Consider the following 23,860-nt stretch of genomic DNA (forward strand, 5'->3'; position numbering starts at 1 on the left):
CAGACTGCTGCTGCGGAGAAGGTCTGGATTGCTTCGCTGCTCCAACGACGACAAGGCTCGAGCCGCGCCCTTTACTCCATCACCGCATGTTCCGGCCCCGCCGCCTGCTTGCGCAAGGACGCCTTGGTCGAACCGATCATCAGCGCCAGCGGGATGGTGCAGAGGATGAAGAACATCACGAGCTGGTAGTCGCGCGCAAACGCGATGATCTGCGACTGGATGCTGACCATGCGGTCGGCCATGGCGCGGCCGGCATCGGTGGAGAGGTCGATCATGCTCCGCACGTTCGGCATCTGCAGCGCATGGTTGAACGGGTTGATGGACTCCGAGAGGATCGCATAGGTCCTGCGCGTGCCCTGCGTCAGCTGGGCGATGACGACGGAGATGCCGACAGAGCTGGCGACGTTACGCATCAACGTCAGCATCGAGGTGCCGTCGGTGCGCAGATGGTTCGGCAGCGTCAGGAACGCCACGGTCGAGAGCGGAACGAAGACGAGACCGAAGCCAAAGCCCTGGATCACGCTGACGACGACGATCTCCGGCACCTGGGTTTGGTCGGTCCAGCCGGTCATCTGGAACAGCGAGGCGGCGGTCAGCGTCAGGCCGCAGATGATCAGCGTACGGGCCTCGATGTAGCGCATGATGCGGCCGACCATCATCATGGCGAAGAAAGTGCCGAAGCCGCGGCTCGCAAGCAGGCCGCCGGCGGTCATGATGGGATAGCCTATGACGTTTTGGAGGTAAGGCGAGGCCAGTGCCATGGTCGAGTACAGCACCAGACCCATCACGGTCATGAAGATGCAGCCGGTCAGGAAGTTGCGATCCCGAAACAGCGCGAACTGGATGAAGGGCCGCGAGGTCGTCAAGGAGTGCGCGAAGAAGTAATAGAAGGCGATACCCGAGACGATGAACTCGGTCACGATCTCGGCCGACTCGAACCAGTCGAGTTGCTCGCCGCGGTCGAGCGCGAGTTGAAGCGCGCCGATCGCAATCGCCAGCGCGCCAAAGCCGAACCAGTCGAACTTCAGGCTGAGATTCTTGTCGGTCTCGTCCATGAAGATGCCGAGCCCGAGCACGGTGACGACGCCGAACGGCAAATTGACGAAGAACACCCAGTGCCAGGAATAGGTCTCGGTCAGCCAGGCGCCGAGTGAAGGCCCCATGATCGGCCCCATCATCACGCCCATGCCCCAGATCGACATCGCCGTGGCGCGTTCCTGGAGCGTGTAATAGTCCAGCATGACGGACTGCGACAGTGGTACCAGCGCCGCGCCGAACACGCCTTGCAGCAGGCGGAACAGCACCATCTGGTTGATGTCCTGCGCCAACCCGCACAGCACGGATGCGAGTGTAAAGCCGGCCGCGCAAATGATGAAGATGCGCTTGCGGCCGAAGCGATTGGAGATCCAGCCCACCGGCGCCGTCATGATGGCGGCGGCGACGATGTAGGAGGTCAGCACCCAGTTGATCTGGTCCTGCGAGGCCGACAGCGTGCCTTGCATGTAGGGCAGCGCGACGTTGGCGATGGTCGTGTCCAGCGCCTGCATGATGGTCGCCGTCATGGCGCAGATCGTCACCATGTTCCGGCGCAGGCCGGGGACCATCAGGCTGGCATTGGGACCGGACATCGGATCAGTCCTGCTCTTTGTCTTGGCTTGCGTTCGCCGACAGGCCGAGCAGGCCGGCGAGCGAGCGCCGATGGCCGGTGTCGATGGTGGCATAGACGCTCATGCCGGCCTTCAGCTTCTTCACGTAGTCGTCGCTCTCGTCGAAATAGATGCGGATCGGGACGCGCTGCACCACCTTGACGAAATTGCCGGTGGCATTCTGCGGCGGCAGGATCGCGAATTGCGCGCCGGTGCCGGGCGAGAGCGAACCGATCTTGCCCCTGAAGACGTGGTTCGGGAACGCGTCGACCTCGAGGGTGACAGGCTGTCCCGCGGTGACGTAGGTGAGATCGCTCTCCTTCGGATTGGCATCGACCCAGGGATGGGCGACGTCGATGATGGAAAACACCGGCGTGCCGGCGGCGACGTAGCGGCCGAGCTGGATCTGGTCCACCTGGGTCGCAACGCCATCCATCGACGCCCGCACCACGGCATGGTCGAGATTGCGCTGGGCATTCTCGAGCTTGGACTTGGCCTGGGCGTAGGCCGGGAATTTTTCCAGGGGCAGGTCAGGGTCGCCGAGCAGCTGGGTCTTGGCGGTCGAAATCTGCTGCTTGACGTATTGTGCGATCGAGCCCGACGTGACCAGCGCGTTCGAGGCGTTGTCGAGATCGAGCTGGGAGCCGTAATTGTTCTTCACCAGCGCCTGCTTGCGCTCGACGTCGCGCTGCTTCAGGTCGACGCCCTTCTGGGCGAGATCGAGCATGTCGCCATAGATCTTGATGTTGGCGACGAGATTGTCATAGGTCGACTTGGCCTGCATCAGCTGGGCCTTCGCCTCGTCCACGGCGAGCTGGAACGGGACCGGGTCGATGTCGAACAGCTCGTCGCCCTGCCTGACGAGCTCGCCCTCCTTCACGACGACCTTTACGATCTTGCCCGATATGTCGGGCGTCACCAGCACCTTCTGCGCGCCGACATAGGCGTCGTCGGTGCCGACATAGCGGCCGCCATTGAGATAGAAGGTCAGGCCTGCGATCAGGGCCACGATCGGCAGCACCACCATCAGCAAAAAGCGACGATGACGGCGCAGCCCGGCGACGAAGCGACGGCGCGGATCGGTTCCGGCCTTCTTGCTGGGTTTGCCGCCGTCGATTTTCTGCTCGGGCTGGAATTTGAGGACTTGTTCAGCCATAGCGCTGCTCCTTACGCGCTTGTTCCGCGCCTGATGTCTGGATCGCGGTTCGCACGTTTTCTTTGATGGTTTCGAGTTGGGTGAAGAGACGATGGGCGTCCGCGGGGCTGATGCCGTCGAGCGCGTTGGCGGTCAGCTCGGATTTGAGGCCGCTCATCTTGCCAAGCAGCGCCCGGCCGGCCTTCTTCAGGTAGAGGCGCTTGACCCGACGGTCGGTGGCGTCGTTGCGACGCTCGATCCAGTCGCTGTCACAGAGCTTGTCGATCAGCCGCGTCAGCGTGATGGGCTGCATCTCCAGCAACTCGGCGAGTTCCGACTGCTTCATGCCCTCGCTGCGCTCGACTTTGGCCAGCACAGCCCATTGCGCGCGGGTGATGCCGAAACGCGAGGCCTCCTTGTCGGCATAGACGCGCAAGAGGCGGTAGAGCTCGCCGAGCGTGAACAGGAAGTTCTGGTCGACAGACCCGCGGGTCATAAGCTTGGTCTCCAATAAGCTTGGATATAATAAGCTAGCTTATGATTATTTCATGGCAGGTAGATGCGATGCTGTCCCGCGGCAAAAGCATGGCTGACCGCCATCGTGGCGGTCGTGCTTTGGGTTCCCTGGCCGAAATGCTAGAACGCGGGTCGAATGACCCTCGCAAAGCCGGCATTTCCGACGCCCGACCACGATCACGGCCGCTGCACCGCGGACGCGCTGGCGCATGCGGAGGCGGTTTGCGACGCCCGCGCGCAGAAATTCACGCCGATCCGCCGCCAGGTGCTGGGCGCGCTGCTCTCCAGCCATCGCCCGCTCGGCGCCTATGAGGTGATCGACGAACTGGCCAAGTCGATGCCGCGGCCGGCGCCCATCACCGTCTATCGCGCGCTCGATTTCTTGATGGCGAACGGCCTCGTGCACCGCATCGAGAGCCGCAACGCCTATCTCGCCTGCGCTGCCCACGACCACGACGCGACCTCGGCGGTGGCGTTCCTGATCTGCGAGCGCTGCGGCCTCGTCGGCGAAATCCCGTCAGGATCCTTTGCCGGGGATCTCAACGCCGCGGCGCGCGCCTCGGGCTTTGCACCAAAGCTGTCCGTGGTGGAGATCACGGGCGTCTGCACTCATTGTCAGAAAGCATCTTAAAGCAACAACGGCGCAAGCCGGGACTCAGGAAGACATGCCCCCACTCCAAGCCATTCCGTCCGCCGCGCGCCCGCTGAGTGCCGGCGCCATCGCCCTGATGCTCATGCTATGTCTGACCTGGGGCTTCAACCAGATTGCGGTGAAGCTGGTGTTGCCCGATATCCCGCCGATGCTGCAGGCGATGATTCGCTCGACGGTCGCGTTGCCGGTGCTGTTCCTCATCGGTACATTTCGGGGCGTCAAATTTTTCGAGAATGACGGCACGTGGAAGCCGGGCCTGATCGCCGGGTTGATGTTCGGCCTCGAGTTCGTGCTGATCTTCCAGGGCCTGCGCCTCACCACGGCCTCGCGCGCGGTCGTGTTCCTCTACACCGCGCCCTTCTTCGTCGCGCTCGGCTCCTACCAGATGCTCGGCGAGCGCCTTGGCAGCACGCAGTGGTTGGGACTGGCCGTGAGCTTTGCCGGCGTCGCGCTCGCGATCGGCGTCCCGCAGGCCAATGTGGATTCACATGTGCTGCTCGGCGATCTCATGATCGTCGGCGGTGCATCGCTGTGGGCCGCGACCACGCTCGTCGCCAAGGGCACGCGGTTGCGTTTCGCCGCGCCGGAGAAGGCGCTCGGCTATCAGGTCGCAACCTCGATCCCGATCCTCGGCACCGCCGCCCTGTTATCAGGGGAAACCATCAGCCACACCCCGTCGCCGCTGTCGTTCGCCTTGATGGCCGTTCAGGCTGTCTGGGTGGTCGGAACCACGTTCACGCTTTGGTTCGCGCTGGTGAAGGCCTATTCGGCCAGCAAATTGTCGGCTTTTACCTTCATCACCCCTTTGTTTGGCGTGGTGGGTAGCTATTTCATCATGCACGACAGCCTGAGTCTGGCCTTTGGGGCGGCAGCCGTCCTTGTAATTGCTGGACTTTTTCTGGTTAACCGTCCGAGCCAAACGGCCGCGGCGCCGGCTGATGCATTGCTGAACGTCACCAAAACCTGATATTTGGACCCCATGAACAAGCTCGAGAACACCATCGATTCCGACCTCGCAGGCCCCGCGCCCCGGCACAAGACCACCCAGGTCAAGGTCGGCAACGTCAGCGTGGGCGGCGGCGCGCCGATCGTCGTCCAGTCGATGACCAATACCGACACCGCCGACATCGACGGCACCATCGCCCAGGTCGCAGCGCTCGCGCGCGCCGGCTCCGAAATGGTCCGCATCACCGTGGATCGCGAAGAGGCGGCGGCCGCCGTCCCGCATATCCGCGACGGCCTCGCCAAGCGTGGCATCACCACGCCGCTGATCGGCGACTTCCACTATATCGGCCACAAGCTGCTCGCGGCCTATCCGGCCTGCGCCGAAGCGCTGGCGAAGTACCGCATCAATCCCGGCAATGTCGGCTTCAAGGACAAGCGCGACACCCAGTTCGCCGACATCATCGAGATCGCGAACAAGAACGGCAAGCCGGTGCGCATCGGCGCCAATTGGGGCTCGCTCGACCAGGAACTGCTGACCAGGCTGATGGATGAGAACGCCGCGTCCGCCAATCCGCGCGACGTGCGCGCGGTGACGCGCGAGGCGATGGTGCAGTCGGCCCTGCTGTCGGCCGCGCGCGCCGAAGAGCTCGGCATGCCCAAGGATCGCATCATCCTCTCCGCCAAGGTCTCGGCGGTGCAGGATCTGATCGCGGTCTATCAGGATCTCGCCAGCCGTTCCGATTACGCCATCCATCTCGGCCTCACCGAAGCCGGCATGGGCTCGAAGGGCATCGTGGCGTCCTCGGCCGCACTCGGAATCCTGCTGCAGCAGGGCATCGGCGACACCATCCGCATCTCGCTGACGCCGGAGCCCGGCGGCGATCGCACCCGCGAGGTGCAGGTCGGCCAGGAGCTGTTGCAGACCATGGGCTTCCGCACCTTCGTGCCGCTGGTTGCAGCGTGTCCCGGTTGCGGCCGCACCACATCGACCACGTTCCAGGAGCTGGCGCGCTCGATCCAGGATTTCATCCGCGACGAGATGCCGAACTGGAAGAGCAAATATCCTGGTGTCGAAGAGCTCAACGTCGCGGTGATGGGCTGCATCGTCAACGGCCCCGGCGAATCCAAGCACGCCAATATCGGCATCTCCTTGCCCGGCACCGGCGAAGCGCCGGCCGCGCCTGTTTTCGTCGACGGCAAGAAGTTCCGCACGCTGCGCGGCCCGACCATCTCGGCCGACTTCAAGGCACTGGTGATCGACTACATCGACCAGCGCTACGGCCAGGGCGCCAAGGCGCCGGTCACTGCGGCGGAGTAAGCGTCGTTCGACATCGAAATTGTAGGGCGGATTGGCGCAGCTAATCCGCCCTATTTTTTGCCCGAGCGAAGTGGCCGGTTACGCTTCGCTAACCCGCCCTACATTGCTACGATAATTCCCGATCAGAACGCGGACCCGCTCGGGGGCGCGCGTGACGGTGAAGGGGGAAGGGCCGGTGTGAAAAATGCGTGGCGCATCACCGCCGCTCTTGCTGTGTCGCTGATCCCGCTATTGGTCTTGCCAGGTCACCATGGCGAAGCGGTCGCGGCGCGCAAGGCCGCGAGAGCAAAGCCCAGACCCTCGTCGATCAAGCCGCCTGCGCCGAAGACATGCGATCCGCGCAAATTCAAGATCATTCTCGATGTCGGACACACCTCGGACTCGCAAGGCGCGACCAGCGCGCGCAACGATGTGGAATTCGGCTTCAACCTGCATTTGGCGCGGCTGATCGGGGAGCGCTTGACCTCGGCAGGCTTCGCCGCGACCCGGGTGCTGGTGACCGAGGGCAACGCGCGCGCAAGCCTGCTCGAGCGCGTCGGCACGGCCAACGCCGCGCATGCTGATTTCTTTCTCTCGATTCACCACGATTCCGTGCCGGACAAGATGCTCGAGCCTTGGGAGTTCGAGGGCGCGAAGAGCTATTTCAGCGACCGCTTCAGCGGTCACTCGCTGTTCGTGTCCGAGCGCAATCCGCACTTCGCCGCCAGCCTGCTCTTCGCCAGGCTGCTGGGCCGGGAGCTGAAGGACAAGGGCCTGCACTACGCCACCCAGTACGCCCTGCCGTTGATGGGCCATTACCGCCACCCATTGCTCGACAAGGATGTCGGCGTCTACCGCTACGACGGCCTTGTCGTGCTGTCGCAGACCCGGAGCGCCGCGGTCCTGCTGGAAGCCGGCTCCATCATCAACCGCGACGAGGAGATGGCGATGAACTCGCCGGAGCGGCAGGAGTTGATCGCGACGGCCGTGGTGGCGGCGATGCGGACGTATTGCGAGCGTCGGTAGACCGTTCAACACCGGTCATTGCGAACGCAGCGAAGCAATCCAGAATCTTTCCACGGAGACAGTCTGGATTGCTTCGTCGCCAGCGCAAGATTGCTTCGCGATTTTGTCGCGGGCTCCCCGCAATGGCGAGAAAGCCGCTATAGCGGCCCGCCCCGATACTCCCGGTTCGCCAGGCTCGCCTCTTCCAGATCGAGATCGCGCTCGATCCTCCGCCGCGTTTCGTCGGTGATCCGGCCGTCGCGCAGGAGATCATGGATGAATTTGCGCTCGGCTTCGATCAACTCGCGGGTCAACGCGGTGCCGGCGGCGGAGACGTCGTGGTGGGCGGGATCCAGTGAATCGGGAAGCTGGTTGAGGCGGATTTCGTGGCGGGCGCGCAGGAGCCGCATCACCTCGTCGGAGACCTCCTTCTCCTCGGTCAAGGCATCGAGCGATTTCAGCGCGGCGTCCAGCGCCTGGCGCCGTGCCGCGATCTCGGCCTCGTGTTCGGCGACGTGCTCAACGCGGCCGGCTTGCGCGATGCCGAGCCAGCGCACCACCGGCGGCAGCGTCAGGCCGACGCCGATCAGCGTGATGAAGATGACGCCGAAGGCGACGAACAGGATCAGGTCGCGATAGGGGAAGGCGTCGCCCCCAGGCAGCGTGAACGGCAATGCCAGCGCGGCAGCCAGCGACACCGCGCCGCGCACGCCGGTGAACGCGAGCGCGAACGGCCATTGCCAGGGCGGCGATGGATCCCGCATTCGCAGCGACTTCGAGAGCATTCGCGGCAGATAGGTCGCGGGATACAGCCAGGCGAAGCGCGCCAGGACGATGATGGCCATGACCAAGGCGGTCGCGATCATGATGTCGTCGAGCGGGAACGCCTTCGATTTCTCGTACAGCGCCCGCATCTGGAAGCCGGTGAGCAGGAACAGCAAGCCCTCGATCAGATAGATGATGAGATCCCAGAAGAAGATGCCTTGCAGCCGCGTCGATGCCGATATCAGCAGCGGCCCGTTCCAGCTGACATAAAGGCCGCAGGCAACGGTCGCGATCACGCCGGAGCCGCCGACATGCTCCGGCAGCCAATAGGAGACGTAAGGCGTGATCAGCGACAGCGTCAGCTCGACCTGCGGATCCCCAGACCATTTGCGGAAGCGCAGGGACAGCCAGCCGACGCCGATGCCGAAGGCGATTTCGCCCGCGACGATGAGGGAAAATTCACCGGCCGCCAGCGGCAACGAGAAATGTCCGACCATGATCGCTGCGAGCGCGAAGCGGTAGAGGATCAGTGCCGTGGCGTCGTTGGCGAGCCCTTCGCCCTCGAGGATGACCAGGAGGCGGCGCGGCATGTTCAGCCGGCGCGCGATCGCGAGCGGCGCCACCACGTCGGGCGGCGCGACGATTGCGCCCAACAGGAAGCCGACGTCCCAGGGCAGGCCGATCAGATAATGGGTCGCGGTTGCGACCATGGCCGCAGTGAAGATGACCGCGCCGACCGCGAGCAGCACGATGGGGCGCAGATTGTTCCTGAACTCGCGCCAGCTCATCGCGACGCTCGCCGAGTAGATCAGCGGCGGCAGCACCATCAAGCACCAGCTCCGGCGGCAGCTCCACCGGCGGCATGCCCGGCACGAAAGCCAGGCCGACGCCGGAAAGCATCAGCAGAATGGCAGGTGCCATGTTGAAGCGGCGTGCGACCAGCGCCGTGCCTGCCAGCACCGCAAGCAGGATGAGGAAGGTCTGGAATTTCGCTGCGATCATGACCTGTCTTGGCCCGGAAGCGGCCAAGAGGTCAATGCAGACGGCTTACACCAGCCGCTCGGCCACCATGCGCCCGATCCGCGCGAACACGGCCTCGAGCTGCGCCGCATCAGGTGTGCCGCCCTGGGTGTAGGCGGTGATCAGGATCGGTGCACCGGGTTTAGGCCAGGCGACCGCGATATCGCCCGATGCGTCCTTGCCGTTGTTGCCCGTCTTGTCGCCGATCGTCCAGCCTGCCGGCAGACCGCCGCGCAGCCGGTTCGCGCCGGTCTTGCAACCCACCATCCATTCGGTGAGTTGGGCTCTTGAGGCCGCCGACAGCGCCTCGCCTGTCACCAGCCGCTTGAGATTCCCAGCCATCGCCGCCGGCGTCGTGGTGTCCCTGACATCGCCGGGCGGCGAGCGGTTGAGCTCGGGTTCATTATGGTCGAGCCGCGATGTGGTATCGCCGATCGAGCGCCAGAACGCGGTGAGCGCGGCGGGGCCGCCGATCCGCGCCAGCAACAAATTGGCGCAGGTGTTGTCGCTGAGCTCGACGCTCGCCTTGCACATGTCGGCCACCGACATCGCGCCGGCCGAGAGGTTCTGTTTCGCGACCGGTGCGTACTCCAGGAGATCGGCCTTGCCGTAGGAGATCGTTGCGGCGAGCTTCTCCTCGCGGCGATCCACCCGCGCCAGCACGCACGCCGCGAGCGATGCCTTGAACGTCGAGCACATCACGAAGCGCTCGTCCGCGCGCCAGGCGAGCTTCGCGCCGGTGACGAGATTCTCCGCATAGACCCCGATCCGGCCGCCGCTCTCGCGCTCATAGGATTCGAGATCTTGCGGCGCGTCAGCTGCAAATGCGGGAGAGGCGGCCATCCAGCACAGCGAGGCGAGCAGGGAACGACGATCGAGATTCATGGGTGACTTTCGGGGGGAAGGAGGTGAGGTGCGGATGCGTCATCCGCACCGTCATTGCGAGCGCAGCGAAGCAATCCAGGCTGTCTCCGGGACGGGATACTGGATTGCTTCGACCCGCAATGACGGAGAGTGAGGGACGAGTGGGCTCGATTCGGGCAGCGGCCCCTCATTCCTTCAGATCATACCGATACGATTTCGACACGATCTGCCAGCCGCCGGCGAGTTTCATCGCCACCAGATAATCCGTGAAGAACCGCGGCGGCAGCTGGCATTTGACCTTGATGAAGGCGGTCTTGTCGTCCGAGCGGTCGATCGTGACGATGAAATCCTCGCGCGGCTTGCCTTCGGCCTTGGCCGAGGGACGTTTGCGGACCCAGGCAAGCCAGTCCGGCACGGTCAGGATCTTCAGCTCGCCGTTTTCCACCCAGCGCAGATCGGCGGACGGATGAAAGACGGCGCCGAGCTTGTCGGCGTCACCCTCGTAGAGCCCGTCGAAATAGGATTGCACGACGGCTTCGACGCTGGACCGGTTCTCGCTCATGGGTCATCCTTTCGCATGATGGCTGCGCGGAAACTTAGTCGTACACGTCAAATCGCGCTATGGCTGTCTTCTGCCATTTTCGCGAGGGCATCATGACCGGTTCACAACATCGGAACGCTCGTATCCTTGCCGGCGAATGCTTTTGCCGCGCCGTCCGCTACGAGGTGGCGGACGCGTTTTCCTATGCATTGAACTGCCACTGCTCGAATTGCCGCCGCACCACCGGTTCCGCCTTCAAGCCGTTCGCCGGCATCGCGTACGGCCAGCTCCGCCTCATCGGGGGTGAAGACCAGCGGATGATCTACGGGGACGACACCACCCATGACGCGCACTGCGCCCGTTGCGGCTCGCTGCTTTATTCCCGGGTTCGCGAAGGACAATGGATCCATGTCACCTTGGGAACCCTGGTCGACGCCCCCTCGATCCGCCCGAGCGCCCATATTTTCGTCGGCTCCAAGGCGCCATGGCACGAGATCACGGACAATCTGCCGCAGTATCGGGGCCATATCGGGGACGGTTAGGGAAGCCGGCCCGCGCCGATTCGGCGGCGAACCGCCAACGCGCTGGCGCGACTAACAAAAGGGGCTCCTCAACCTGCTAGGGTGCCGTCTTCGTGACCCCCATCACAAGCGCGGATGGCGGAGCTTGCTAAGGTCGTCCCGGAGGGTGTGAACTGCTCCGGATTTGGAAGTCTCGTCATGCGCAATTTGTTCAGACCATTGCTCCTCGCTGTCGCGCTGATGTTTGCCGCCGGGCCAGCCTTCGCCGGAAAGCGCGTCGCGCTGGTGCTCGCCAACTCGGACTATCAGCACGCTCCCTCGCTCGCCAACCCCGTCAATGACGGTGCGGTGATGGCGACGACGCTGAAGGATGCCGGCTTCGATGTCGTCGATTCCCGCCACGACCTGACGGCGCTCGATACGCGGCGCGTGCTGCGCGAATTCGCCGACTCTGCACGTGATGCCGATATCGCCGTCGTCTATTACGCGGGCCACGGCATCGAGGTCGACGGCGCCAACTATCTGATTCCGGTCGACGCCAAGCTCGAACGCGACACCGACGTGTATGACGAAGCGTTGTCGCTCGACCGCATCCTTGTCGCGATCGAGCCGGCCAAGCAGCTTCGTCTGGTGATCCTCGACGCCTGCCGTGACAATCCCTTCGGCAAGGCCATGAAACGCACGATCGCCTCGCGCGGCATCGGGCGGGGCCTGGCGCAGGTCGAGCCGGGCAGCCCCAACACCCTGATCGCCTATTCGGCCAAGGCCGGCTCCACCGCGCAGGACGGTGACGGCAGCAATAGCCCATTCACGGTTGCGCTGTCGAAGCATCTGACGACGCCGGGCCTCGATGTCCGCCGCGCCTTCGGCTTCGTGCGCGACGACGTCTTGAAGATCACCAACAACAAGCAGGAGCCGTTCGTCTACGGCTCGCTCGGCGGCGAAGACGTGCCGTTGGTGGCGGTCAAGGCCGCGGCGGCGCCCGCACCTGCGATCAATCCGCAAGCCGATATGCGCCGCGACTACGAACTGGCGCTTCAAATCGGCAACAAGCCGGCGTGGGAAGCCTTCCTGGCCCAGCACCCTGATGGGTTCTACGCGAGCCTCGCCAAGCTCCAGCTCGACAAGATCGAGGCCGAGCAGGTTCACGCTGTCGCGATCGAGAAGGCGAAACAGGCGGAGGCCGAGCGCGACCGTCTCGCCGCGCTCGGCGCGCAGAAGGATGCGCAGACCAAGGCTGCTGCCGATGCGAAGGCGGCCGAGCAGGCCCAGCTTGCCGCGCAGAAAGCCAAGGAGCAGGCGCAGCAGCAGGCTGCGGCTGCCGAGCAGCAGCGCGTCAATCTCGCCGCCTCGGCGCCGGGCGCTGCGCCTGCCAGCTCGGCGAGCCTCTCCGGCACCGATGTCGCCGCGTTGACGCCAGCAAGCGCGCCGGCCGATCTCAGCCGCGCAGTTCAGACCGAGCTCGGTCGCGTCGGTTGCTTCTCAGGCCAGGCCGATGGCAACTGGAACACGTCCTCGCAGCGGTCGCTGTCGCAGTTCAATCGCTATGCCGGCACCAAGCTCGACGTGAAGGTGGCGAGCACCGATGCGCTCGACACGATCAAGTCAAGGCAGTCGCGCGTCTGCCCGCTGGTCTGCGATCACGGTTTCAAGTCCGACGGCGACAAATGCACCAGGATCGTTTGTGGCGACGGCTATGTGCTGAACGACGACAATGAGTGTGCCAGGAAGCGCGACGCAAAGCCCGCAACCGCCAAGCGCGACGATCGGGACGAGCGTCCGGCAAGACAGCGTCGCCAGCCCGGCGGTGCGGCTGCCGGAGCGGAGGGCGGCCACGGTGCCGCTGCGGGCATTGCCGCTGCCGCCGGCGCTGGCCGCGGCACGGGCAGCGGTCAGATTTTCTGCAACACCCTCGGCTGCCGTCCGGTCTCGCGTGGCTGTCATCTCGAATATCGCGGCGGTGGCGGCCCCCACAATGACGCAAATGTCGAGGTTTGCAATTAGGGGGCACTGCGTCAGCGCCGTCATGCGCGACGGTTACGGACGGCGGTCAAGTCGAGATCGCGCTCGCCGCGATGTTCACCGTCAGCGCCAGCAGCGCGGTGTTGTAGATGAAAGACACGATGCCGTGCGCCGTGGCCGTGCGGCGGATGGTCTTGTCGGTGATGCCGACATCCGAGACCTGAGCGGTCATGCCGATCACGAACGAGAAATAGACGAAGTCCCAATAGTCGGCGTGGTCTTCCTTGTCGCCGCTCGGGAACTGCAATCCGCCGGACGGCGGACGGTAATAGTCATGGGCGTAATGCAACGCAAAGGTCGTGTGCACGGCGGCCCAGGACAGCGCGATCGTGGTGATGGCAACGGTCAGCTCCATCGCGCCGCGGTGGGGCGTGCCGAGCTCATAGACGATCGCGGCAATGCTCGCGAAGGCACCGGTCGCCGTCACCAGCAGGATCACGAAGCGGCCGTCGTCCTGCATCGCGGCCGCACGGCGAATGTGCTGGTGGTCGTTGCACAGCATCATCGTGTAAACCAGCACGAGATAGGCCGCGATCAGCGCATCCCAGCCGAACAGCAGCCGAGTCACCAACCGGTACGAGCCGGGCATGAGCAGGCAGACGAAGATGCCGACGCCGAGCGAGATGAAGGTCCGCGGCCGCGAGTAAATCAGCCGCATCGGCCGCGACATCTGGCGGAAGCGGGCGAGGACGGGATCTTCTTTGCCCTCGGTCGCCATGAACGCGTCAGTTCTTGCGTTCAGCCACAAACCGCGCAGCGGCTTGCAACACGGCGGCGCGGTCGCCGAAGATCGAGACTGCGCTGTCGGCGCGCGCGAGCAGATCGCGCACCCGCTGCTTGGCGCCTTCGATGCCGAGCTGGGTGACGAAAGTGGTCTTGCCGAGTGCAGCATCGGCGCCGGCCGGCTTTCCGAGCGCGGCCGCATCGCCTTCCACATCGAGCAGGTCGTCGGCGATCTGGAAGGCTTCGCCGAGCGCGCGGCCGTAATCGTCGAGCGCCTGATATTCCGCCTTCGAGGCCTGGCCGAGGAGCGCGCCGGCGATGCAGCCGTAGCGCAGCAGCGCGCCGGTCTTCATCTGCTGAATGCGGGCGACGTCGATCGGCTCGTTGCCGCCGAAGCGGCCTTCGCCGGCCAGATCGAGGATCTGACCGCCGACCATGCCGCCGATGCCGGCGCAGCGGGCCAGCGCGCGGGTCAAGAGCAGTCGCACATTGGCGTCGCGATGGACCTCGTCGCGGGTGATGATGTCGAAGGCGATCGTCAGCAGGCCATCGCCGGCGAGGATCGCGGTGGCGTCGTCGGTCTGCTTGTGCAGGGTGGGGCGGGCCGCGGCGCAGGTCCGAATTGTCCATCGCCGGCAGATCGTCATGGATCAGCGAATAGCAGTGGATGCATTCAAGCGCGGCGCCGACCAGCAGCGCGGCCTCGCGGGGAACGCCGAACACGGCCGCGCTCTCGACCACCAGGAACGGCCGCAGGCGCTTGCCGCCGCCGAGGCTCGAATAACGCATTGCGTCCATCAGTCGCTTGGGGCGGGCGATCTCATCGTGCAGGATGTCGTCCGACAGCAGGCGAGCGAGCAAGGCCTCGGTGTCGTCAGCGGTCTTGTCCAGACGCTTGGCGAAATCGGACGGGGACGTGCCGGTCATCAAGAAAGGCTCCAGGACTAAAATTCGGCCGGACAATCCTTTATGCGCCCGCCCCAGTCAATCGTTTGGAAGGCCTAAAAAGTGCTGGAAAACGCCCGAATTATCACAGACTTAATGCCGGGATCCGTGGCCGCGTTTGATTTCCCGCCGGAAAGGTCGATTTGCGCATCGTCAAAATCCTGCTGGTAGCGCTGGCGGTCGTGGCTCTCGCACCCTACGTGGTCGCGCCGTTCTACCGCAGCGGTCGTCCGGTTTCGACGCTGATGGCCTGGCGCTCGCTGACGGGCGCGCCGATGCATCGGGAATGGATGGATCTGGCGGCGATGTCGCCCTATTTGCCGCGCTCGGTGGTGGCGGCCGAGGACGCCCATTTCTGCAAGCATCACGGCATCGATTGGGGGGCGCTGCGCGAGGCGATCGACGACGCTCAGGAGGACGGTACGCCGTTCCGTGGGGCCTCCACCATCACCCAGCAGGTAGCAAAGAACCTGTTCCTCTGGCAGGGCCGGGATTTCGTTCGCAAGGCGCTGGAATTTCCGCTGGCGCTCTGGATCGACCTCGTCCTGCCCAAGCACCGGATACTGGAAATTTACCTCAACATCGCGGAGCTCGGCCCCCAGGGCCAGTTCGGAGCGGAGACGGGGAGCGCCTATGCCTTCGGCAAGTCGGCCGCGAGCCTCTCCCCGCGGGAAGCGGCGCTTTTGGCCTCGATCCTGCCGAATCCGGTCAAGCGCAGCGCCCGGACCCCGGGGCCTGGCGTTCGTCGGCTGGCCGGGACCTATGTGGCGAGGGCGCAAGCCTCCTCGCTTTTGACCTGCTGGCGGGAAAATCGCTGATTTCGGGCCATTTCCGGGCGCATTTTCCGTCCCAGAACCCTAGCTTTACGGCCAGCCTTCCTCTATAAGCCCGGCCTTGATCGGCATTCAGCTCGCCTCGTATTTGCGGGTGCTGAGCCGTCCCTCCGCGGACGATGCCCGGATGAACACCAATCCCTAGAGGATACTGAAATGGCCGTTCCGAGAAGAAAAACCTCGCCGTCGCGCCGTGGCATGCGCCGCTCGGCAGACGCCATCAAGAAGCCGACCTATGTGGAAGACAAGGACTCCGGCGAGCTCCGTCGTCCGCACCATCTCGACCTCAAGACCGGCATGTACAAGGGCCGTCAGGTCCTGAAGAAGAAAGAGTCCTGAAGTTTAGGACCTTTCTCCGGGCAGAATGATTTCACCTGCCTGATTTCGGCCAACCCATGAGATATGACAGTGACGGCGGCGGAGCCAATGCTTCGCCGCCGCATTGTCCTGCCTGGACATCTTGATCGAGAAGGCGATTTGCCGATGGTCGGTTTCCCGCTGCTCCTGATTCCGCTCGCGGTGTACAATATCATCGCCTTCCTGATGCCCAGCGTGTCCTTTTCGGACGTGCTGTTCAAGGTGCCGATGATCACGGGCGAAACCTGGCCGGTTACCCTGGCTGATCTGCTGCTGGCGCTCGGCGTGTTGCTGCTGCTGCTCGAAGTGGTCAAGGGCGCGCGGCCCGGCGCCAAATTCCTGATGGATCATCTGCTGTCGCTGATCATCTTCGGCGCGGCCGCGGCCGAATTCGTGATGTGGCCCAAATTCGGCAACTCCACCTACTTCCTGCTGGTGCTGCTGGCGATGGCCGATTTCCTCGGCGGCATCGCCCAGCGCGCGCGCCGGCGCATCGCCTATGTCGCCGCCGAGACCGTCGCGGTGCCGCGCAAGACGAAGCGCCAGGTCGAGGCGCCGCCGCCGGCGACGGCGTTCGAGCCGAAGCTCGATCCGGTGTCCGCGCCGCAGCCCGAACGGCCGCCAGCGCCCTCGGCCCAATCGGTTGCGGAATCCGTTTTGATGGATCACCCCGCGCCCAAGCCGGGCATCGTCCCGTCGCCGGAAATTCCCTCGCCGCATTTGCAGCCGGGCAACGGCACGCCGCCCTCGCCCGAAGAGCCGCGCTGATCTTGCGGCAGGGCCAGTGTGCTCCCCGGCCCCGCTCTAACGGGCAGAGGTGAAGGGGAGAAGGCCTCGCTTGCTCAAGCCACCTGACGCGTACGTGCGCTGACGCTGGGCAGCGGGAGCTTGCTGCCATAGGCCATGCGCGCGTCCTCGGAGGAGCCGCGCCGCAGCCGGCTCGCCTGTGGCACGTGTTCGGCATTGGCGATCAGCTGGGCGACGAAGCTCGGATCGGGGCGCGTCAGCGGCATTTTGCGGACCCACTGCAAAACCGGCGTCAGCGGGACCAGCGCGGTACTTGCTTCCCGCGTTGTTTCTTCGATCTGGTCCGCATTCACCATCGCCACACCGCTGATCCGGTTGAACTGGCGCATTTCGGGACGCTGGCGCCGGTGCATGTGATGGTCTCGCAAGGCCTATGCCGGCCGAGCCTATTCCGTTCCCAGGGCCTCGGGAACGTGGTTTCCAAATTGTTTATGAACTTTGCCTAGGTTGGAGGACGAATCTGGCCGTATCCTGTGCCGGCTCAGGACTCCCCGCTGTCCCGAAACGAGGCGCTTTTGACCCCAGCATTGCCGCAAGCCTCCGAGATCCTGGCCGCCCTCGGCCAGGCGGTCTTCGTCTGGGATATCGCCAGCGATGCCATCGTCTGGGGCGAGCAGGCCGGCGCCATCTTCCCCGGCATCCCGGCCGAGCGGCTCGCGACCGGCGCCGAGTTCGCCAAGCTGATCGAGCCCGCGCAGACGCTGCGGAGTGCCGCGCTGACGCAAACCTCCGCCGTGCATGGCGCCGAGGGCACGCCCTACCGGATCGAATATGGCGTGCGCCTGAGCGCGTCCGATCCCGTGGTCTGGATCGAGGAGACCGGCCGCTGGTTCGCCGGTGCCGACGGCCGCCCAACGCGTGCGATCGGCTCCGTCCGCATCAACAATGAGCGGCACGCGCGCGACGAGGAACTGACCAAGCTTGCGCGGCTCGATCCGCTGACCGGCGAGCTCAACCGCTCCCATCTGCTCGCGGCGCTGGCCGAAGCGATCGAGGAGACGACCCGCTTCCGCTCGACCGCGGCCTTCATGCTGGTCGGCATCGATCACCTTGCCCGCGTCAACGATGCTTTCGGCTTCGACGTTGCCGATGCCGTGATCCTCGATATCGCCAGGCGCATTCGCGCGCGCCTGCGTGGCGGTGACGTGCTCGGCCGTTTCTCCGGCAACAAGTTCGGCCTGATCCTGAAGAACTGCACCGTCGACGACATGAACGTTGCCGCCGAGCGATTTCTCGCCGGCATCCGTGACGAGGTGGTGCCGACCAAATCGGGACCGGTTTCGGTCACCGCGTCGATCGGCGCGGTCAGCCTGCCGCGCTATGCCCGCAATGCCGGCGAGGCGGTCAACCGCGCCCATGAGACGCTGGATGCCGCCAAGCGCCGCCGCGCCGGTTCGGTCGCGGCATGGCGCCCGGACGCCGCGCGCGATGCGCAGCGCCGCGTCAACATCCGTGTCACCGACGAGATCGTCACCGCGCTGAACGAACGGCGCATCAAGCTCGCCTATGAACCGGTGGTGTCGGCGGTCTCGCGCGAGGGCGCGTTCCACGAATGCCTGGTGCGCATGGACCAGGGCGACGGGCAGGTGCTGCTCGCGCCCGACATCGTGCCGGTGGCCGAGCGGCTCGGCCTGATCCGGCTCGTCGATCACCGCGTGCTCGAGCTCGTGGTCGCCGAGCTCGCGGCTGCGCCGGATGTCAGGCTCAGCCTGAATATTTCGCCCGATACCACGATGGATCCCGATTGGTGGGCCGGGATCGAATCGCTGATGCGCGCCCATCCCGGCGTGGCCGAGCGGTTGATCGTGGAGATCACCGAGACGGTCGCGATCCAGGACATCGACGATGTCCGCGCCTTCGTCGGCCGCCTGAAGAATTTCGGCAGCCGCATCGCCATCGACGATTTCGGCGCCGGCTACACCTCGTTCCGCAATTTGCGCAAGCTCGGCGTGGACATCGTCAAGATCGACGGCGCCTTCGTGCAGAACATCACCCATTCCGCCGACGACCGTGCCTTCGTGCAAACCCTGATCGATCTCGCCCGCCGCCTCGACATCAAGACCGTCGCCGAATGGGTGCAGGACGAGGAAGCCGCGAACATGCTGCGCGACTGGGGTTGCGACTACATCCAGGGCCGGCTCATCGGATTGGCGTCAGCCGAACGGCCGTGGAGCGCGACATCGGACAGCGCGCTACCCGCGGCGGGGTGAGGTGCCGTCGGCTGGGCAAAGGCGCCCTTGCGCCGGGTCCACCATCTCGCGGCGGATGCGACGAATTTCTCCTTTGAAATCAACGCCCGTTCTACTGTGCATGGGGTTGTTTTCGAGGACATCAACGAGAACCGCGCCTATGGCCCGTAAAGCACGAGTTCCGTATCGGTGAGATCGGCCAATCGCGGGCGGTGCGGGCCCTTGAAATATTTGCGGCCGCGTCGCTCGGTATAAATGCCAACAAGGCCGCGGATCGGCTCGTTGGAATCGGCGAGCACCAGGATCTTGCCGAGCCTCAGCAGCAGCCGGCCGATGCGGCCGGCGCAGGCGGCGTATTCGGCCGCGCTGCGGCAATAGATCAGCTGCATCACCGGGGGTGCGATGAAACCGCGCCGGATACGCACCGGTTGCAAGATGAAGGGGAATACGCCCTTCGGCGTGCGGCAGATCAGGCTGAGGCAGTTGTAGCGCGCATGCCGTGTCAGCAGTTCCGTCTCAGCCTCGGAAAGTCCCTCGATCGTCTTGGCGTGCTGGGAGATGACCTCGATCTTGCTCCAGCGCGGCGCCCGCGACAGCGCCGGCACCGAGATGAAGATGCCGCGGCAATAAGCGCGAAAGCCCTGTGTCTCCACGATCGGCCAGGTCCACGGCGCCGGGCTGATGTTGAGGTAGGTGACGTGCTTGTGCCGCTGCGCGATCTTGGTCAGCAGCGGCGCGTAGTTGCGATAGGCCGGCTCGACATACCAGCTCGAAAGGTTGCACTGGATGGCGGTCTCCTCGCCATGCCCGCGCGTGGTGTAGATCAGCAACAGCACGCCCACCGGCTCGCCGTCGTTGTCCAGCATGTAGCCGAAGCGCGGATAGCCGTCCGGCACCGGCCGGAACGCTTGCCGTCGCAGGCCCTGGATCCAGTAATCCCGCGAGCGGCCGACGAAGCCGCGCGTCAGCAAGTCCGCGATGGCTTCAACATCGGACTCGGTGATCTCGCGACATCGGACCTTGGTGTGGATCACGCTCGTTTTGCCCGTGGAAATGGTCGGCCTCTCAGCTCAGCGCCAGCCTTCGCCGTGGGCGTCGGCCGGAGCGAGCGGCTGCATGCCCATGATGTCCCGCACTTTGCCGGGCCACGCGGAGAGATCGGCGCCGTGGGTATGGAACATCGCGACGGCCAGGCGATCCATGCCGAACGCGACGCAGCCGGTGTGCGCCGGCTCGCCATTGGCGTCCCAGATGCCCCAGGTCGTGCCGAAGTGCTCGCGGTGATAGTTGAAGCTCATGCAGGCGGTCGGCTGCTCTTCCGAGCGCAGCGGGATCAGCAGCTCGAACTTGAGCTGCTGCTGCTTCTGGCTCACCGCCTTCATCTGACCGACGCGGCCGAAGAAGGGATCGCTCGCATAGTCGACGCGGAAGGTCAGGCCGAGGTCGGTCGCGATCGCCTGGGCGCGCACCATCCAGCGCTCGCGGAAATCGGCGACGTCGTCGGGGGTCCCGATGCAGACATATTCGCGCATCCGAAACGATTGCAGGCGGTCGAGATGCTTTGACGGCTCGCGGCGGAAGCAGTCGGCAGCGACGTCGAAGCGCAGGCCGCCTTTCGGCAACTGGCCGCGGCTCGCCGCGATCGGATAGACGGGATAGCAGGCGGCGGGCGATAGCACGAGATCGGCCGGCGAGAGCGAACTGGTCCAATCGCCGCCGGCGTCGAAGCGGCTCACCGCGGCGTTGATCTCGCGTTCGGTGCCGTGCAAGCCGCAGACGCAGCCGAGCAGGTTCGGAAAGCTCTTGAGGTAGCCGGACTTTTCCAGCTGCGCGCGGCTCATCACCGGCGGGAAGCGCATCACCTCCGTGCCGGCCTCGCGATTGCTCGTGATCAGCGCGGCGAGCTTCTCGACGACACCCTCATAGAGCGCAGTGCGCGCGTAAACGCCGTCCGCACCCATGCGGTGGAACAGCTTGTCGGCGAGATGATCGAGCGGATCGACGACCTGAGGGGCCGTCTCGGGTGAATCGGGGAGGACTGCGATGTTCATGGGTCGGATGTCCTGCTATCTGAAGATTGTTCTTGTTGATTTAGTCACGAAGGCTTGCCGGCACGCCGCTCATCAGGGTGGCGGTGCCGGCGTTGGCCAGAATGCGGTCATTGTTGATCATGATCGGCGAGGACAGCACGTCGCGCAGATGGCGGCCCATGGTGAACTCGCCGTCATTGCGGTAGCCGGAAAGACCCGCCGTGCGCATCGCATGCATCACGGTCTCGACCGCGAGCTCGGAGGCCTGCACCTTCAGCAGCGTGATCGAGGACTGGAAGTCGAGCGACCCGAGCGCGCGCTCATCATGTTCGACCCGGGCGAAGGCATCGACGTTTGCGGCAATCAGTGCACGCAGCTTCGCCAGCGACATTTTTGCGGCGGTGAAATGCGCGGCCGCCGGCGGCATCTGACCGCCGGAGCTACGGGCGGCCTTGCGGACGAACGCCTGCGCACGCGTGACCGAGGCGGCGGCAATGCCGGCCCAGGCCGACGACCAGCACAGATGCGCGAACGGTGTCATGGTCTGCGCGTGGATCTTGTCATAGGCTTCCGGGAAGACGCGGTCGGCGGGGCAATCGACCTTCAGCTCGAATCCGGTCGAGCAGGTCCCGCGCATGCCGAGCGTTTCCCATCCCAGCGTCTGCTTCAGCGAATAATCGTCCTTGGCGAGCGCCAGCAGCACCTGGTCGGAGGCGGCCGCCTCGGTGGCGCGGCGGGCGATGGTGACGAGGCCGTCGGCTTGGGCCCCGTAGGAAATCACGGTGGCGTCGCGCAGCAGCGAAACGGTGTCGCCGGCGACGTCGACGGCGGCGGCGCTGGCGCGGATGTTGCCGCCGTTCTGGCCTTCAGTGGTGGAGGAGGCGAGCAGCCACTGGTCGCGGGCGACCCGCCGCATCATGGTTTCCATCCAGGGAATGCCATGGCCGTGCCTGACGACGCAGGCGACCTTGGTCTGGTGCATCGCGTAGATCATCGCGGTCGACGCGCAGGCGCGCCCGAGCGTGTAGCAGATGTCGGTGACGTCGTAGATCGATGCGCCGAAGCCACCGAATTCGACCGGGATCATGACGCCGAGCAGCTCTTGTTCACGCGCCGCGTCGAATGCCTTGTGGGGGAAACGGGCGTCGCGATCCACTCCGTCGGCGTCGGCCGCAGCCACGCTTGCGGTGCGCGCTGCCCGCTCGATCAATGACGGGCCCTGCCCGAGAGGGCTCGGCTGCGCTTCGTCGACAGTGAGGACTGCTTCACGCACGTTCATGCTCGTCCGCCTCCGTTGCGTCGTGATGGATCGCCGCCATCATTCGCGACGGCGTATCAGCGATGCTCCGACCTTCTTTGCTTGTGAGATGAGGCTACGGATTTAATTCAAATTCGTCGATCAAATAGAGGGTAAACGAACTGCAATTCGGAATGAACAGTTAAGGTCCGGTTGTTTGCAGGATGAAATTTTCAGCGGTCGCGTTAGGGATCCGGAAGAGGCCGGGATTCCAGACGATCTGAGGCGTCGTTTACTAAGAAACGCGAAGTAATGGTGGCGCCCATTGTGAGATCGGCCCGTCGCGCCCATCGTACCGGGCGACCGGTTCGACCTATGATGGACAGACGGGAACTTAACCATGCAGGCCTTCGACACTGACGTGCGTAACCGCATCATCAAGCTGGTGAAAGATATCCTCGAGCAGAACTCGCTCACCGCGGACGTCGCACCGTCGACGAAGCTCGTCGACGCCGGCCTGACCTCGATGGACATGGTCAATCTGATGCTGGGTGTCGAAGCCGAGTTCGACTTCACGATTCCGCAAACCGAGATCACGCCGGAGAATTTCCAGTCCGTCGCGACGCTGGAGCGCATGGTCGCAACCCAGCTGAAGCTGGCAAAGGCGGCTTAACGTCCGCTGTCGTTCCGGCGAACGCCGGGACCCATAACCCCCAGGGGGAGTTTGCGAAGGCTGGTCGTTCGGGACTAAGGGCACCGGCCAACGATTCGCGGTCTTGATCCCGGCCTTCGCCGGACGGCACCGATGCGCGGTCGAGGCCGGTCACATCTCACAGTGTCGACATCGCCGCCTTGCCATCACCCCGTTCCAAATCCGTCCCAAAACTGGCATAGCTTAACCATGTCGCGCGAGGCGGACAGGGTGGAGCAGGCATGACGCAGGCGGTATTGGGCATCATCGGCGGCTCCGGCATCTACGATTTGCCGGGTCTCGAGGGCGCGCACGAAGAGGTGATCAAGAGCCCTTGGGGCGACCCGTCGGCACCCCTGCGGCGCGGCACCATTGCAGGCCTGCCGATCGTGTTCCTGCCACGACACGACAAGGGCCACCGGCTGTCGCCCTCCGACATCAACTATCGCGCCAATATCGACGTGCTGAAGCGGGCCGGCGTCACCGACCTGATCTCGCTCTCGGCCTGCGGCTCCTTCAAGGAGGAGCTGCCGCCCGGCACCTTCGTGCTCGTCGACCAGTTCGTCGACCGCACCTACAAGCGCGAAAGCTCGTTCTTCGGCAAGGGCTGCGTTGCGCATGTCTCGATGGCGCATCCGGTTTCGCCGCGGCTGCGGATTCACCTTGCTGCGGCCGCCGAGGCCGAGGGCATAGCGATCGCGCGCGGCGGCACCTATGTCTGCATGGAGGGGCCACAATTCTCCACCTATGCGGAGAGCATGACCTACAAGACATCAGGCTATTCCGTGATCGGCATGACCAACATGCCCGAGGCGAAGCTCGCCCGCGAGGCGGAGATCTGCTATGCGACCGTCGCGATGGTGACGGATTTCGACTGCTGGCATCCCGATCACGACGCCGTCACCGTGCAGGACATCATCCGCGTGCTGACGTCGAACGCCGACAAGGCGAAATCACTCGTGGCGCGACTCGCCAGGGATTTCCCGCGCGAGCATGAGCTGTGCCCGATCGGCTCGGACCGCGCGCTCGACACCGCGCTGATCACCGCGCCGGAGGCGCGCGATCCCGAACTCCTGAAGAAACTCGACGCGGTAGCCGGGCGCATCCTGCGCGGTTGAA

Annotated in this window: 22 protein-coding genes and 2 pseudogenes; 12 read left to right on the plus strand and 12 right to left on the minus strand. The window is 64.7% G+C overall.

Annotation, left to right across the window (positions count from 1 at the left end; all coding sequences use genetic code 11):
• Positions 1 to 71: 71 nt before the first annotated feature.
• Genes ACVIIW_RS10765 through ACVIIW_RS10775 form a run of 3 tightly spaced genes read right to left on the minus strand, consistent with a single transcriptional unit; the run spans position 72 to position 3,277 of the window.
• Positions 72 to 1,628, minus strand: a complete 1,557-nt coding sequence (locus ACVIIW_RS10765) for a DHA2 family efflux MFS transporter permease subunit (RefSeq protein ID WP_456700717.1) — start codon at positions 1,626 to 1,628, stop codon at positions 72 to 74.
• Positions 1,629 to 1,632: 4 nt separating this feature from the next.
• Positions 1,633 to 2,802, minus strand: coding sequence for an HlyD family secretion protein (locus ACVIIW_RS10770; RefSeq protein ID WP_456700718.1), 1,170 nt, complete (start codon positions 2,800 to 2,802; stop codon positions 1,633 to 1,635).
• Positions 2,795 to 3,277, minus strand: coding sequence for a MarR family winged helix-turn-helix transcriptional regulator (locus ACVIIW_RS10775; RefSeq protein ID WP_456700719.1), 483 nt, complete (start codon positions 3,275 to 3,277; stop codon positions 2,795 to 2,797). Before ACVIIW_RS10775 ends, ACVIIW_RS10770 begins: the two co-directional genes overlap by 8 nt.
• A gap of 156 nt (positions 3,278 to 3,433) precedes the next feature.
• Between ACVIIW_RS10775 and ACVIIW_RS10780 the strand changes: the two genes are divergently transcribed.
• From ACVIIW_RS10780 to ACVIIW_RS10795, 4 genes are all read left to right on the plus strand, one after another.
• Entirely contained in the window at positions 3,434 to 3,928 is a 495-nt protein-coding gene (locus ACVIIW_RS10780; RefSeq protein ID WP_456700720.1) for a Fur family transcriptional regulator, read from the plus strand.
• A gap of 34 nt (positions 3,929 to 3,962) precedes the next feature.
• A complete protein-coding gene (locus ACVIIW_RS10785) occupies positions 3,963 to 4,916 on the plus strand; it encodes a DMT family transporter (protein WP_456705127.1) in 954 nt (317 codons plus the stop codon).
• 12 nt (positions 4,917 to 4,928) lie between these two features.
• A complete protein-coding gene (gene ispG, locus ACVIIW_RS10790; protein ID WP_456700721.1) occupies positions 4,929 to 6,212 on the plus strand; it encodes a flavodoxin-dependent (E)-4-hydroxy-3-methylbut-2-enyl-diphosphate synthase in 1,284 nt (427 codons plus the stop codon).
• 177 nt (positions 6,213 to 6,389) lie between these two features.
• A complete protein-coding gene (locus ACVIIW_RS10795; protein WP_456700722.1) occupies positions 6,390 to 7,217 on the plus strand; it encodes an N-acetylmuramoyl-L-alanine amidase in 828 nt (275 codons plus the stop codon).
• Between the two features lie 137 nt (positions 7,218 to 7,354).
• On the opposite strand, the pseudogene ACVIIW_RS10800 reads toward ACVIIW_RS10795, so the two are convergent.
• From ACVIIW_RS10800 to ACVIIW_RS10810, 3 genes and pseudogenes are all read right to left on the minus strand, one after another.
• Positions 7,355 to 8,963, minus strand: a pseudogene (locus ACVIIW_RS10800) (Na+/H+ antiporter).
• 45 nt (positions 8,964 to 9,008) lie between these two features.
• Positions 9,009 to 9,866: a class A beta-lactamase gene (bla, locus tag ACVIIW_RS10805; RefSeq protein WP_456700723.1), complete on the minus strand. Its 858-nt coding sequence runs from the start codon at positions 9,864 to 9,866 to the stop codon at positions 9,009 to 9,011.
• A 166-nt stretch (positions 9,867 to 10,032) separates the two neighbouring features.
• The gene (locus ACVIIW_RS10810; RefSeq protein ID WP_456700724.1) at positions 10,033 to 10,407 is read right to left on the minus strand and encodes a nuclear transport factor 2 family protein; all 375 of its coding nucleotides are present in this window, start codon (positions 10,405 to 10,407) and stop codon (positions 10,033 to 10,035) included.
• Between the two features lie 92 nt (positions 10,408 to 10,499).
• Here ACVIIW_RS10810 and ACVIIW_RS10815 point away from each other — a divergent pair, with 92 nt between their 5' ends.
• Entirely contained in the window at positions 10,500 to 10,928 is a 429-nt protein-coding gene (locus tag ACVIIW_RS10815) for a GFA family protein (RefSeq protein WP_456705128.1), read from the plus strand.
• Positions 10,929 to 11,105: 177 nt separating this feature from the next.
• Complete coding sequence (locus ACVIIW_RS10820) at positions 11,106 to 12,911, plus strand: caspase family protein (RefSeq protein ID WP_456700725.1); 1,806 nt, start codon at positions 11,106 to 11,108, stop codon at positions 12,909 to 12,911.
• A 46-nt stretch (positions 12,912 to 12,957) separates the two neighbouring features.
• Here ACVIIW_RS10820 and ACVIIW_RS10825 read toward each other — a convergent pair whose 3' ends face one another.
• Complete coding sequence (locus tag ACVIIW_RS10825; RefSeq protein WP_456700726.1) at positions 12,958 to 13,647, minus strand: DUF1345 domain-containing protein; 690 nt, start codon at positions 13,645 to 13,647, stop codon at positions 12,958 to 12,960.
• 7 nt (positions 13,648 to 13,654) lie between these two features.
• Positions 13,655 to 14,579: pseudogene (locus ACVIIW_RS10830) on the minus strand (polyprenyl synthetase family protein).
• Positions 14,580 to 14,740: 161 nt separating this feature from the next.
• On the opposite strand from ACVIIW_RS10830, the gene mtgA reads away from it, so the two are divergent.
• The 3 genes from mtgA to ACVIIW_RS10845 all read left to right on the plus strand — a co-directional run bounded on the left by mtgA (position 14,741) and on the right by ACVIIW_RS10845 (position 16,555).
• Positions 14,741 to 15,415 (plus strand): monofunctional biosynthetic peptidoglycan transglycosylase, encoded by a 675-nt coding sequence (mtgA, locus tag ACVIIW_RS10835; RefSeq protein ID WP_456700727.1) that lies wholly within the window; start codon positions 14,741 to 14,743, stop codon positions 15,413 to 15,415.
• A 171-nt stretch (positions 15,416 to 15,586) separates the two neighbouring features.
• Positions 15,587 to 15,769: a 50S ribosomal protein L32 gene (gene rpmF, locus ACVIIW_RS10840; protein ID WP_007598106.1), complete on the plus strand. Its 183-nt coding sequence runs from the start codon at positions 15,587 to 15,589 to the stop codon at positions 15,767 to 15,769.
• Between the two features lie 144 nt (positions 15,770 to 15,913).
• The gene (locus ACVIIW_RS10845; RefSeq protein WP_456700728.1) at positions 15,914 to 16,555 is read left to right on the plus strand and encodes a hypothetical protein; all 642 of its coding nucleotides are present in this window, start codon (positions 15,914 to 15,916) and stop codon (positions 16,553 to 16,555) included.
• 74 nt (positions 16,556 to 16,629) lie between these two features.
• Here the strand turns inward: ACVIIW_RS10845 and ACVIIW_RS10850 are convergent, their stop codons facing one another.
• Entirely contained in the window at positions 16,630 to 16,890 is a 261-nt protein-coding gene (locus ACVIIW_RS10850; protein WP_456705129.1) for a hypothetical protein, read from the minus strand.
• A 219-nt stretch (positions 16,891 to 17,109) separates the two neighbouring features.
• On the opposite strand from ACVIIW_RS10850, the gene ACVIIW_RS10855 reads away from it, so the two are divergent.
• Positions 17,110 to 18,804, plus strand: a complete 1,695-nt coding sequence (locus ACVIIW_RS10855) for an EAL domain-containing protein (protein WP_456700729.1) — start codon at positions 17,110 to 17,112, stop codon at positions 18,802 to 18,804.
• Positions 18,805 to 18,941: 137 nt separating this feature from the next.
• Here the strand turns inward: ACVIIW_RS10855 and ACVIIW_RS10860 are convergent, their stop codons facing one another.
• From ACVIIW_RS10860 to ACVIIW_RS10870, 3 genes are read right to left on the minus strand one after another with little or no spacing between them, the layout of a single operon-like run.
• Positions 18,942 to 19,817: an acyl-CoA acyltransferase gene (locus ACVIIW_RS10860; protein ID WP_456700730.1), complete on the minus strand. Its 876-nt coding sequence runs from the start codon at positions 19,815 to 19,817 to the stop codon at positions 18,942 to 18,944.
• A 36-nt stretch (positions 19,818 to 19,853) separates the two neighbouring features.
• Positions 19,854 to 20,834 (minus strand): amino acid--[acyl-carrier-protein] ligase, encoded by a 981-nt coding sequence (locus ACVIIW_RS10865; protein ID WP_456700731.1) that lies wholly within the window; start codon positions 20,832 to 20,834, stop codon positions 19,854 to 19,856.
• 40 nt (positions 20,835 to 20,874) lie between these two features.
• Positions 20,875 to 22,092 carry an acyl-CoA dehydrogenase family protein gene (locus ACVIIW_RS10870; RefSeq protein ID WP_456700732.1) on the minus strand — a complete coding sequence of 406 codons (1,218 nt, stop codon included), beginning with the start codon at positions 22,090 to 22,092 and terminating at the stop codon, positions 20,875 to 20,877.
• Between the two features lie 358 nt (positions 22,093 to 22,450).
• Between ACVIIW_RS10870 and ACVIIW_RS10875 the strand changes: the two genes are divergently transcribed.
• Both ACVIIW_RS10875 and ACVIIW_RS10880 read left to right on the plus strand, forming a co-directional pair.
• On the plus strand, positions 22,451 to 22,723 hold the full coding sequence (locus ACVIIW_RS10875) for a phosphopantetheine-binding protein (RefSeq protein ID WP_456700733.1): 273 nt from the start codon (positions 22,451 to 22,453) through the stop codon (positions 22,721 to 22,723).
• A gap of 260 nt (positions 22,724 to 22,983) precedes the next feature.
• Positions 22,984 to 23,859 carry an S-methyl-5'-thioadenosine phosphorylase gene (locus ACVIIW_RS10880; protein WP_456700734.1) on the plus strand — a complete coding sequence of 292 codons (876 nt, stop codon included), beginning with the start codon at positions 22,984 to 22,986 and terminating at the stop codon, positions 23,857 to 23,859.
• Position 23,860 lies beyond the last annotated feature (1 nt).

Source organism: Bradyrhizobium sp. USDA 4449 (assembly GCF_054056275.1).